Below are 12,849 nucleotides of genomic sequence, written 5' to 3'. Positions count from 1 at the left end.
GCTGTACTCAATCGCTTATAAGTCTGAGAAAATATTTTTTGATAATTGAACTGACAAGAATTTCTAGAAGTCATCATAGCCGCCATCATAAAACTGTGATTCAATGCGTTCGATCCTCGAGGCATCAGTTTAATAGATTTAGCCCGCATAAGTACAATTTAGTTGTCATTAATTACTGTGCACATCCAAACTAATCGTTATTGCTACATTTTTATTACCATTGCGACAGATAAAAGACAAATACGATGCTACATCGAAAATGTCTATTCACCATTTATATAACCATCATCCTAAATACTTTCACGATCCTTGATGCTTTGCTGCCATGCGGCTGAACGACGCGTTCTATCAGCAACTTGCCCAACCAATTGACCACATGCCGCATCAATATCATCACCACGAGTTTGACGTATGGTACAAACAAAACCTGCTTCACTTAATATATTACTAAAGGCATGAATTCGATTATTACTCGACTTATCATAATTCGCATGAGGGAACGGGTTAAACGGTATCAGGTTAATCTTACTTGGTAAATCGCCCAATAATGCGACCAATTGCTCAGCATGCTCATTACTATCATTGACACCATCTAGCATCACATATTCAATAGTCACGTGTTTTTTGTGGCGCGGATTTACTTCAAAAACGTAATTTCTCGCTGCCGCCATGAGCTGCTCTAATGGATATTTTTTATTAATTGGGACTAGCTCATTACGCAGCTCGTCATTTGGTGCGTGCAATGAAATCGCTAAAGCCACGTCAAGCTCCTGTGCCAACTCGTACATTTTTGGCACCACACCTGAAGTCGACAAAGTAACGCGGCGTTTTGATAAACCATAAGCATGGTCACTGAGCATCAATTCCATCGAGCTGACAACGGGGCGATAGTTTAATAACGGCTCGCCCATACCCATCATGACCACATTGGTGACGTTGTTTTCCCATAAACTATGGTCAACATTTTCTAAACTATCATTTTCATCGGTCATATAAGAGGCATTTGCCACCCATAATTGTCCAAGAATCTCAGCCGCTGTCAAATCGCGCTCAAAGCCCTGCTTACCCGTACTACAAAAGCTACAGTCGAGCGCACAGCCCACTTGCGAAGAAATACACAAGGTTTTACGACCGTTTAATTTGCTGTCATCTGCGGGAATTAGTACGGTCTCGACCAACGAGCCACCCGTGACTTCAAAGACCCATTTACGCGTGCCGTCATCGCTGTATTGACGATGAATCACTTTTGGCGGAATGACGCAGGCATTGGCTGATAATTTATCACGCAAAGATTTACTCAGATTGGTCATTTGCTCAAAATCAGTGACACCCTGCTGATATATCCACTTAATGACTTGCGTCGAGCGAAACGGCTTTTCGCCAATACTCTTAAAGTATTCCGCCAGCTGCGCTTGTGTCATACCTAGTAGATTGGTTTTCGCCTGAGCCTCGTCTACTAATTTTATACTCTTAGTAGTCTTAGCAGGGACGTGTTGGACGTCAGTTTGAATAGGAGTTTGAGCAGTTGACATAATAAATAACCTTTTTGCATCTACTGGTATAAGCGATGCAATTGTTGAGATGGGTGTTGCTAGACGTACTCAATATATGAGTGCATGAGCAATCCGTTATGAGCGCATTTTTTACCAAAAGCTAAAATTAATATGCTGATAAAGGATTGATAACGCTATATAAAACCAATAATGAGGGAGAAAAGTTAAAATTTCAATGCATAGTCAGACTATTATAATAGCTAAAACGGCTTATACCAAAAGATATAAGCCGTCTTGCCACACTAATAATTTATAGTCAATTTTATAAGCTATTAGTGCATAGTGAGTCAAATATAGAGCTGGTACAAGGAAGACAAGCGCCAATTGTACATTGAGTACATTAAGCGAGTCTGACACCGTAACAGACTATATTTGGTTTACTATATTAACGCGTACGTGCACAAACTTCTTCTTCATTGAAGAAGTAGCTGATTTCACGTGCTGCTGATTCAGCTGAATCTGAACCATGAACCGCGTTTTCATCGATGCTGCTAGCGAAGTCAGCACGAATAGTGCCTTCAGCGGCGTCTTTTNNCATGATATCACGATGCTTAGCGATCGCATTTTCGCCTTCTAATACAGATACCAATACTGGACCTGAAGTCATAAATGACACTAGATCTTTGTAGAATGGACGCTCAGCGTGCTCAGCGTAAAAACCGCCCGCTTTTTTATCATCAAGTTGCATCATTTTAGCGGCAACAATTTTTAGACCTGATTTTTCAAAACGATCGTAGATAGCGCCGATGTTGTTGCCAGCTACTGCGTCAGGTTTGATGATAGATAAAGTACGTTCGTTAGCCATGAAAAGCTCCTAATAAATAATGAATTCGATAAAAATGAGATGGTAAATACTTTGTTTTATCTTTGGCCGCAATGTTGACTTAGGCATATTTAAATAACTCATGGTCTATCAATGCGATAATATGAGCGCCAACACAGGATTGCTGCCTATTATAATGATTAGCGCTATAAATGATAGGGTTAATTTATGACCGCACCTTGCATAAAAGTAAATTTATTACCTCAGCGTATTTTAAGACAAAGTGAGCATTAATCAATAGCAGATTCTTGCTCTACGTATCTCATCGCTAACTATCTTTGTCATTAATGAGCATAAAACCAACTTAGCGAAAACTCTATGTAGTGTTACCAACAAAAATCCCTCAGCATATAATGCTAAGGGATTTTGTTAATACGCAGCTATGAAGGTCACTGCTTTCAAGCAATACTAAAAAACAACTACTCGCCTAAGCGGCTGTCGCGGCAACTGCCAGCGCTACATTCACGCACACGATCATTTAAGAAGTTCACTCGCTCAGTCGTCACCCGAGTCGCACAGCCCATATTGACAAAAAATCCTTCATCATTATTATAACTACATTGGTCATTACGCTCGCGTATCCACGCCAGTTGTCCGCGCTTTAATTTGGACTTTTGCTGGCTATTTAACTGCTTAGCCAATTTTGCATAAGAATTATTCAGCTCTTTATCCGCTTCTAAATATACTTTCGTTAAGCAATATAAATCATCAAAATCATTGTTGGGTTTATCACAGTTTTGCGCGCCCCATGACAGCATAGGAAACATAAAAGCCGCAGACGTTAGCAGCGCTAAAGCTGTTTTGCCTATAGAGTGCTTGATAATAGTCGCTTTCATCACGTTTTCCTTTTTATATATTGATAAAATTACATTCATTTATGACATAATATACCAATTAAACCAGAATAATGTTAGCAATTCTCTCTTTTATACTATTTTTTCTTATCTCAATTTATGCAATTACCAGATATCTTGATTTTTTATCGTTAGAGATTAATAGTGATTAACACTTTTTATCATTTGGCATTAATAATAGTTCACATAATAGAAAATGATGAGAATTTACTCATAAACTATTACTCATAAACTATTACTCATAAACTATTACTCATAAACTATTACTCATAAACTATTACTCATAAGGTAATACTCATAAGGTAATACTCATAAGGTAATACTCATAAAAAAATCCCAATGCTCAGCACTGGGATTTTTTATGAACGCTTAAACTAATTAAGTTTTATGATAAGAAACTAAGCATCATACGGGTCACGCAATACAATTGTCTCTTCGCGATCAGGACCGGTTGAGATAATATCAACTGGGCAACCAATCAACGCTTCGATACGTTTGATGTATGCTTTCGCATTTTCTGGAAGTTCATCATAGTTAGTGATACCAACGGTTGACTCACTCCACCCTTGCATCGTCTCATACTTAGGCGTGACTGACTCATAGAATTCAGCATCATGTGCACCTGCACATTCAGTTTCAGGCAAGTTATAACCCACACCGATTAGTAGCTCTTCAAGACCATCTAATACGTCAAGCTTAGTTAAGCAGATACCTGACATAGAGTTCAGTACCACTGCACGGCGTAATGCTTCCGCATCGAACCAACCACAGCGACGCGCACGACCAGTGGTCGCACCAAATTCATGACCGACTTTAGCCAAATGCGCACCAACATCATCAAATAGTTCAGTTGGGAATGGACCACTACCGACACGGGTAGTATAAGCTTTAGTGATACCAAGTACGTAATCTAAGTACAATGGACCTATACCTGTACCAGTAGACACGCCGCCAGCAGTTACGCTTGAGCTGGTCACAAACGGATATGTACCATGATCGATATCAAGCAATGTACCTTGCGCGCCTTCAAACATAAGGTTCTTACCAGCCAAACGCAATTGATTAAGGTCTTCGGTCACATCAGTAACCATGCCTTTAATCTCTTCTTTCCACTCTTGGCAAAGCTTAAGTGTCTCATCAAAATCAATCGCTTCAACTTTATAATATTGAGTCAATTGGAAGTTATGATATTCGATTAAGTTGCGGAGTTTTTCTTCTAAATCATCACGGAACAAGTCAGCAAGCTTGATGGCACGGCGGGCTACTTTATCTTCATAAGCAGGTCCAATTCCGCGACCTGTCGTACCAATTTTACCAGTACCGCGTTTTGCTTCACGTGCTTGGTCAAGTGCCACATGATACGGCATGATAAGTGGGCAGTTTGGAGAGATACGCAGACGCTCACGTACTGGTACGTTGTTGTCTTCTAGCTCTTTCATCTCTTTCAATAATGCGTCAGGTGCTAACACCACGCCGTTACCGATGAAGCAGGTAACGCCTTCACGTAAAATACCTGATGGGATTAAATGTAGGATGGTGGTTTTGCCATCGACAACTAACGTGTGACCAGCGTTATGTCCGCCTTGAAAACGTGCAACTGCTGAAGCTTTTTCGGTTAGTAAATCGACGATTTTACCTTTACCTTCATCGCCCCATTGGCTACCCAAAACTACGACATTCTTACCCATGATCAATCCTTACCTTTATGTATTGAGGTGTGTGCAATAACGGTTTAAAACCTGTGATAACTTTCGTTATCTTGATTTTAAAGACGTTAAAAAATGGTAATAATACTAATATTAATATTAAAAACTAATGCTTAAATACTCTGTAACTGCCAATGATTATCTATAAAGCTCAAACGATGCGTCATACCAACTGGGCAATCCTCTGCATTCAATGGCATGGTGACACGATAGCCTTGCTCACGTAAACTCTCAACCTGCTGTAGCAGTATCTGTCTCTGTTCTTGGTTCGCACTGCTCAATGCTTCATAGTCGACCAATACGATAATGGGCGCCTCAAGCTGCGTGTGTGCAAGCAAACGACTGACATCCATACTAAAACCAGTGGCTTCACGTGGCTGATTGATTGCTAACTGGTTGCCGCTTTGCATACCATCGAAACGACCGCCACGTACCAGAGGTTGCGTCTCACTATTGATATAGCCGTTGAACACAATACCCGTGTGATAATGATAGCCTGATAATTCCGTCACATCGATACTCACAGGGCATTGCCACTGGTCTTGTAAATGTGTTTTTAAGCGTTGTAATTCATTGATAGCAGTTGCGACTTGCGTGTCCTGCTGTGCAGTCTCTGACAATCTCGCCAATAGATTGGTAATATCATGACCAAAACGTGCCAATGCATAAAAATCATCACCCATTGACAATAACTGGCAGACACGCTTTAGCTCTGGTAGGTTTTTATTGGCATATAAATGCATGAGTTGCTCAGTGTCATTATCAGACAACGCTGCCAACTCAGCCAAGCGTTTGAATATCGCCACATGACCCAAGTCTATATGTAGTGCAGCACTCATATTTAGCTTATTTATCATGCCAAACAACACATCTATCAGCTCAATATCTGCGGCAAGTGAAGCACAGCCAAATATTTCAGCGCCGAGCTGCAAAGGCGTACGTGAGCCAAACAACCCTGATGGCAAGGTATGAATCACATCACCTGCATAGCAATAACGTGCAATACCTGTACCGCCATGATGCGCATCAATACGCAAGATCTGCGGGGTAATATCCGCACGCAGACCCATCAAGCGACCCGTCAGCTGATCGATAATCTTGAAAGTTTGACGCTTTAAATCTTCTGAGGCGCCACTCAACAATGACTCAGTAAATTCAATCATTGGTGGATTGACCAACTGATAACCATGAGCAATAAGTTGCTGAGTCAGCTGATACCTAAGCACTTCTTGCTTACGCGCATCTTCGAACAGCACATCCACCACCCCATCAGGCAGCAACCAGCTATTGGCAACGTCGCTGGCAAAGTTGTTTAAATATGGCATGCTAGTAGAGGTAGCAGTGTTTTCAGCAGGCTGAGCCGCCGCTTCATTAGTCGTATTTAACTGGGCAAGTTTTGCAGAATCAGAACTGACAGACACAATAAATCCTTGTTTGGCGTATCGCTTACCAAAAACGCGGTACTGATGCGGTACTTAAAGGTTATATTTACAATTGCATTGACGCCATGCATTTTTATTTTTAACGCGCAACATCATTGACCCAATTATTTATAAACAAACTAGGTAGCCGCAAAAGGGTGAGTAATAAGTATAATTTAGAATGATAAGACGAGTATCTTTATGCGCTAATAAACGGCGTTAAATAATCAAGGCACTTTATGCTTTAGTTTAGCATAGCAGCCAAGGTTCGCCTAGTGACAATTAGCCACAATTACTATCTAATTACGTCTTATCAGCACTTAATCTATGAAGGTTATCTATAGACTATATAAGTAATCGTTGACTCAAAAATGGTTACCATCATTTTATATGATAAAGAAAATAATGAGCAAAGTGAGAACAACGCCTTCGATACCGACTCATGGTACACTAAGCCATATTTTTATCTCGGAAGCCTTATGTCATCTGATTACCACCCAAACCCTGCCAACAATCAAGCCAACGTTTTAGGTACGGCACTTGCCAGCTGCTGCTTTGACCCTATTACCGGTTATTACCGCAATGGCTTTTGCCATACTGGCAACCATGACGTCGGTCAGCACACCGTATGCGCCAAGATGACTAGCGAGTTTTTGAACTTTTCTGCCAGTCGCGGCAATGATTTGATTACGCCGCTACCTGAGTATGGATTTTCTGGTCTTAAGCCTGGTGATTATTGGTGCATTTGTGCGTTACGCTGGGTTGAAGCTTTGGACTTTGATATTGCCCCGCAAATCAAACTAGAAGCTTGCCACGAAAGCTTATTGAGCTTGGTCGATATTGATACTTTGAAAAGTTACGCCCTTTAATAACGATCATTATTAACAACAATCATTATAAGTTCTGATTGTGACACGTTTTTTACTTTATAAAGGGAGGGTGTATGGAAAACAATAACGACCAGTTGATCAAAAAAACCGCGCGTATTGCACCTAACTCTAATATCAATCGTATTTACGCCGATATGAATGATGAATATCTCTATCTAGACAATGATGACAGCTATATCTATGGCGATGCTGATACCACCACTGAGGACACCATCGAGACCATGACGGTCTACGATCCTGACTCTGAACGCTATGAAGATATTGACTTGTCGAGTGCCGATGAAGTCGTCAATTGCTATGCTTACTCACGTAAGACGGGTGAAAATCTCGATAAAGTGGCGCTAAACGATGTTAGTCGTGCCTTAAATAATAATGGTCAGTTTATTTGGCTTGGTCTCTATGATCCGAGCCTAGAAACCATGGTCAAAGTCAAAGAAGCCTTTGGGCTACATGAGTTGGCAATCGAAGATGCTTTCGCCGATCACCAGCGTGCCAAAGTCGAGAACTATGACAATGACATGGTGTTTGTGGTATTGCGTACCGCTAAGCTTGAGGACAATGTCATTCGCTATGGCACCACCGCGATATTTATGGGCAAAAACTACTTGATTACCATCCGTAATGGTCCATCAAACTCCTATGCGCCTGTCCGTGAGCATTGTCATCGTCGCCCTGAAAAGCTGCGTATGGGACCGATATTTGTACTGCATGCTATTCTCGATTTTATCGTGGATAATTATATGCCGATTACCGATCGTTTAGGTCGCTATTTGCGTGAGCAAGAACGTTACGTGTTTACCTATGAGTTTGATAAAGGTACATTAAAAAACCTTTATGAGCTCAAATCGCAACTCGTACACATGCGGGCGATTATTTTACCGGTACAGGATATCTGTAGTTTTTTTATTAATCATAAAAAAAGCGAGATGGTCTCTGGGTTTTCTCAGGCCGCTAAGCCCTACTTTCGCGACGTCAATGACCATTTGTTACACTCATTAGACGCCATTAATGGTCTGAATGAGATGCTGAGTGTGGTCATGAATACCTATATGGCCATGGTTAATATGGGACAGAACGAGGTGGTGCGTAAGCTTGCTGCTTGGGCAGGTATTTTAGCTGTACCGACGGCCATTGCGGGTATCTATGGTATGAACTTTGATTTTATGCCCGAGCTGCATTGGCAATATTCCTACTTTGTCATCATGCTCATCATTGGATCATTATGTGGCTATTTATATTACAATTTTAAAAGACTTAAATGGTTATAACCAAAATTTATAGTTGATGTTTCATTTGTAGTTAGCGTTCAGCTTTTAAAAACAGCATCCTTGGTGGTGCTGTTTTTCCACTTTATTATTGATAATAATTCTTATTTGTAATACTATTCACATTTATTATTGCTAAACTCTTGCCGCCATTTCTATTATTCCAACGCCATCATATACGATTGACTCAGTCAATAGCACAAACCCTACAACCGTCGGATTTGTATGGGACGGTTTTGTTATTTTACGGCTGGCGTACTGACATATTGTCAATTTGCATCTATCGAGGTTTTTATGCGTTTATCCCGTCTTACTCAAGCTGTCGCGGTCGTTACCGCAGCCTTGATTCTTACTGCTTGTGGCAGTGATTCCGACACAGCCACTGCTATCATAGATGGGACACCGCCACTACTAACCACTGATAGCAACTTTACTGATGGCTATAGCGCGGTTGCCGCGGTATTTGTCTCAGGACAAGTACAAGATAGCAGCGGCGTTAAATCATTGACCTATATGCATAATAACGAATCAGCTCAAGCGCTAACGCTAGATGCTGACGGTTATTTTGATGATCGTATTTTATTAACGCTAGGTAGCAATACCATTGTCTTAGAAGCCACAGACAATGCTGGTAATATCATGCGCTCAACCAAAACCATCTACGTAGGCGATACCATAGCGGCAGGTGGTTCGCATACCGCTGCCCTGCGTGATGGTCAGCTATATGGTTGGGGTCGCAACAACTATGGTCAGACAGGACTCGGTCTGACCACAAAAATCAGCGATATTATGGGACATCCAGACACGCCGATGCTGATGAACAGCGCACCAAAAGATTTGTTATCTATTGGCTTTAATCAAAATCATTCACTCGCTATTGCTCAAAATGGTCAAGTTTATAGTTGGGGCGAAGACAAATACGGGCAGCTGGGTCGCGGTGATGGGGGTCGTAATGACTGTAGCAAGACTGCAGACTGTCGTTTGGATATCAGCGCGATCGAAGGTATCGAAAATGCCGTCATGGTCGCACCCGGCTATAGCCATAACTTGGTATTGACCGAAGAGGGTACGGTTTGGGCCTTTGGTGCCAATGGACACGGTCAACTTGGTAATAATACAAGCACCGATAGCAGCACACCTGTCAAAGTTGACTTTTCAGCAGCCACAGAGGCAGGACATATCGTGCAGGTGGTTGTCAGTGGCAATAGCTCTTATGCCTTAGATGACAAAGGTCAGGTTTGGGGTTGGGGCAGCGATGCTTACGCCAACCTTGGCAAAGGTAAAGTCTGTAACACTACAACCAACTGTATCAACGTCAATGCAACCCCTGTACGTATTCATGTCATTAATGAAACGATTAATAACGCCATTAATGCTAAGACAGATGACGCCACTCAAAAAGCTGACGACCAACCCGCTATAGATGTAGAAAAAGTGACCCAATTGACGGCTGGCAAAGACCATATCTTAGCATTGACCAATAAAGACGCAGTGTATGGTTGGGGGTTAAATGCCACTAGTCAATTGGGCTACAATGGTGAGACATTTAATGGCAGCGAAAAGGCATGGGCAGATGTCATTACCTCACCGACCAAACTGCCTTGGTTTACAGATAAAGAAGTTCGCCGCGTCTATGCCAATGGCAATGCCAGCTATGCGTTACTGGACAATGTCGCCACTAATAATGGCTCATCAACAACGGATGGTATTCTCTATGCATGGGGCATGTTTGGGGAGACAAATGGCGCAGGCAAGACCATTTACAACGACCTAGATGAACCAACCAATAAGCTGCCGAATCTCAAGAATATCGATAATATGGCCATGGGTGCCATGCATCTGATTGCTCATGAAAAATCGTTTGACCAAGATAATAATGCGCTGAAAACTGGTCATTTATTTACGTGGGGCTGGAGTTTTGAAGGCTCACTCGGCAACAAAGACACCACTCATATTTGGATGTATAACAACCCTATCCCAGTTGCTTTACCTAGTCAGCTATAAGTGTTTTAAGTATGACGAAGCGAACAGTGCATAGTTGGTTGAATTTCCTATCATAAAATTCTCAAACAAGCAGCCTCGTTTATGCTGCTTGTTTGAGTCAATACGCCTAACTAATGCTCGGTAGCTTATCGCACAATCCTCAGGATATCCTCAATTAAATCGACAGCCCTCTAAATAGGCTGACGATGAAGATATACTCTAACCCCTTATATTCTAGCCATTTCAGGTCAGTCCATGTTTTTACGATCAAACTCGTCAACCATATCAAATTCTTCACTGTATACATCACTTCCCATCATACGTAACACACTACTCAGTGTAAGTATCGCGCTGCTGCTCACTGCTTGTGGTGGCTCAGATGATTCAAATAATTCCAGTAATGATGGCAATACTAACGCACCCAACCCACCCACTACTCCTGACACTCCAGAAATCGATACCAACTGGCAGCCAGCAGGTGGCAGTGCTACGATTGCCGCCAATGGATCACAGCCTTTTTTGCAAATCATGCCCAATCTACCGAGCAGCGCTTTAGGCGGGGTATCACCTGGACGTGAGTTATTTATCACCGAGTGGACACCAGCAAATGAGGGTCGCGTACTGTTCGATGGTGTGGGGCCACTGTTAAATGCCAATGCCTGTACCAAATGCCATAGCGCTGAAGGTCGCAAACCCATTTATGCAGCCAATGGTCAGCTAAGTGATGCGATTTTATTCCGGTTGGGTAATAAGCAAGGCCTGCCACATGCTTATTACGGTGAACAAATGCAGCATCAAAGTATTGCCACAAGTATCAATCCCGAAGGGAGCATGCGCTACGCAGCAATGCCCAGTCAAAATGATAAACCTGCTGGCATACAGTTTAGTTTTACTCCAACTGACCCTAATCAACCCTTAGGAAATACAGCGATTAGCGGACGTATCTCACCGCAATTGGTCGGCATGGGCTTGCTCGACCTGATTCCTGAAGCGAATATCATTGCGGCAGCTGACCCTGATGATAACAATCAAAACGGTATCAGTGGCCGCGTACACTGGGTGAATAATAACAGCCAACAACGAGTAGGACGCTTCGGCTGGAAAGCCATTAACAGCAGTCTACGTACCCAAAACGCCAATGCCATGTCGCAAGATATGGGCTTGACCACCTCGGTATTTATGGATCCTAACTGTACGGTAAATCAGCCTATTTGTTGGACAGCAGCGAATGGCGGCTCTCCAGAAGTCTCAGACAGCAGTCTAGACGCCGTGACCGATTTTATGACCGCCCTTGCCGTACCTGAAAGGCGAATAGACGATTTATCAGATTTTAATAAAGGAGCGCAACTGTTTGCGCAAGTCGGCTGTGCTGGCTGTCACACACCCAAGCAAAAAACAGGCAATAGTGAGCGCTTCCCGCTCCTATCACAGCAAAACATTTATCCTTATACTGATTTATTACTGCATGATATGGGCGCTGGACTAGATGATAGCGTGAAAGAGAAAAATGCAGAAAGCTTTGAGTGGCGTACACCGCCATTGTGGGGAATTGGCATTGTGGCACGTGATCCAGAAGCGCGGTTTTTGCATGATGGTCGTGCCAGCAGCTTGACTGAAGCGATACTCTGGCATGGTGGTGAAGCAGAAAGTACAAAGACGCGCTTTACACAGTTATCCGCCACGCAAAAACAAACATTAATGACCTTTTTAAAGGGCATTTAACGCTCAAACAATAAAATGTGAGAGTTAAGAAAGCAAAAAAAGGGCTACCAGTGGTAACCCTTTTTTATGCTGCTATTTAATAGTTATTCACGGCGATGCTTGGTATGACTATCAGGCGCTTGAGCATTATCAGGTAACAGCGCTTTAATCGTTAAGTTTGCATGCTGTTTATCTAGATTGTCCTCTGGACGGCCAAACGTTTTTGCTGTCCAAGTTAATACGACGATAGAACCGCTCAATAGCATAATGGCCACAGAAATTGTCGCCAGCAGCCATAAATGAAAATAGTCTGAGACCGCCTGTACATCGACCACCAAATGTCGTGATAAAGCAGTAATCGCGATAAATATTAAAAACTGTACCGGCAGACGATGGGTTTTAAAATAAATACCTATCATCGCCAGCAGCTCAAGGTAAATAAACAACATCAATATGTCTTTTAGATCCGCTGAGCCTTTTTGAACAATACCAACGAACTCTTTGCCAGCGGTCCAAACGACAACCACACTGATTAGAAATAAAATAACGTAATGACAGACATCGACAAACTCTCTACCGATACCTTGTAGTCGCTCATGAACACCTACGTTTTTTTTAGCCATGTTTAGGTCCTATCAACTGAGATGTGGTTG

Annotated in this window: 10 protein-coding genes; 4 read left to right on the top strand and 6 right to left on the bottom strand. The window is 42.3% G+C overall.

What is annotated here, in order from left to right:
• Positions 1-290: 290 nt before the first annotated feature.
• The 5 genes from rlmN to B2575_RS00665 all read right to left on the bottom strand — a co-directional run bounded on the left by rlmN (position 291) and on the right by B2575_RS00665 (position 6,357).
• Positions 291-1,532, bottom strand: coding sequence for a 23S rRNA (adenine(2503)-C(2))-methyltransferase RlmN (gene rlmN, locus B2575_RS00685; protein WP_296239741.1), 1,242 nt, complete (start codon positions 1,530-1,532; stop codon positions 291-293).
• A gap of 406 nt (positions 1,533-1,938) precedes the next feature.
• A complete protein-coding gene (gene ndk / locus B2575_RS00680; RefSeq protein ID WP_296239739.1) occupies positions 1,939-2,358 on the bottom strand; it encodes a nucleoside-diphosphate kinase in 420 nt (139 codons plus the stop codon).
• Positions 2,359-2,795: 437 nt separating this feature from the next.
• Complete coding sequence (locus tag B2575_RS00675) at positions 2,796-3,212, bottom strand: lysozyme inhibitor LprI family protein (RefSeq protein WP_060490620.1); 417 nt, start codon at positions 3,210-3,212, stop codon at positions 2,796-2,798.
• 416 nt (positions 3,213-3,628) lie between these two features.
• Positions 3,629-4,918: an adenylosuccinate synthase gene (locus B2575_RS00670; protein ID WP_296239735.1), complete on the bottom strand. Its 1,290-nt coding sequence runs from the start codon at positions 4,916-4,918 to the stop codon at positions 3,629-3,631.
• A 131-nt stretch (positions 4,919-5,049) separates the two neighbouring features.
• Positions 5,050-6,357: an ATP phosphoribosyltransferase regulatory subunit gene (locus tag B2575_RS00665; RefSeq protein ID WP_296239732.1), complete on the bottom strand. Its 1,308-nt coding sequence runs from the start codon at positions 6,355-6,357 to the stop codon at positions 5,050-5,052.
• Positions 6,358-6,836: 479 nt separating this feature from the next.
• Between B2575_RS00665 and B2575_RS00660 the strand changes: the two genes are divergently transcribed.
• From B2575_RS00660 to B2575_RS00645, 4 genes are all read left to right on the top strand, one after another.
• Positions 6,837-7,226 (top strand): DUF2237 family protein, encoded by a 390-nt coding sequence (locus B2575_RS00660; RefSeq protein WP_045451983.1) that lies wholly within the window; start codon positions 6,837-6,839, stop codon positions 7,224-7,226.
• Between the two features lie 74 nt (positions 7,227-7,300).
• A complete protein-coding gene (corA, locus tag B2575_RS00655; protein WP_296239728.1) occupies positions 7,301-8,515 on the top strand; it encodes a magnesium/cobalt transporter CorA in 1,215 nt (404 codons plus the stop codon).
• A 291-nt stretch (positions 8,516-8,806) separates the two neighbouring features.
• Entirely contained in the window at positions 8,807-10,516 is a 1,710-nt protein-coding gene (locus B2575_RS00650; protein ID WP_296239726.1) for a chromosome condensation regulator RCC1, read from the top strand.
• Positions 10,517-10,750: 234 nt separating this feature from the next.
• Complete coding sequence (locus B2575_RS00645) at positions 10,751-12,217, top strand: di-heme oxidoredictase family protein (protein WP_296239724.1); 1,467 nt, start codon at positions 10,751-10,753, stop codon at positions 12,215-12,217.
• An 83-nt stretch (positions 12,218-12,300) separates the two neighbouring features.
• On the opposite strand, the gene B2575_RS00640 is transcribed toward B2575_RS00645, so the two are convergent.
• On the bottom strand, positions 12,301-12,819 hold the full coding sequence (locus tag B2575_RS00640; protein WP_045451736.1) for a phosphate-starvation-inducible protein PsiE: 519 nt from the start codon (positions 12,817-12,819) through the stop codon (positions 12,301-12,303).
• Between the last annotated feature and the right edge of the window lie 30 nt (positions 12,820-12,849).

It is taken from the genome of Psychrobacter sp. UBA6739, assembly GCF_002453835.1.
In the GTDB taxonomy this organism is placed as follows: domain Bacteria; phylum Pseudomonadota; class Gammaproteobacteria; order Pseudomonadales; family Moraxellaceae; genus Psychrobacter; species Psychrobacter immobilis_A.
This window is presented reverse-complemented; position numbering and strand designations above follow the sequence as displayed.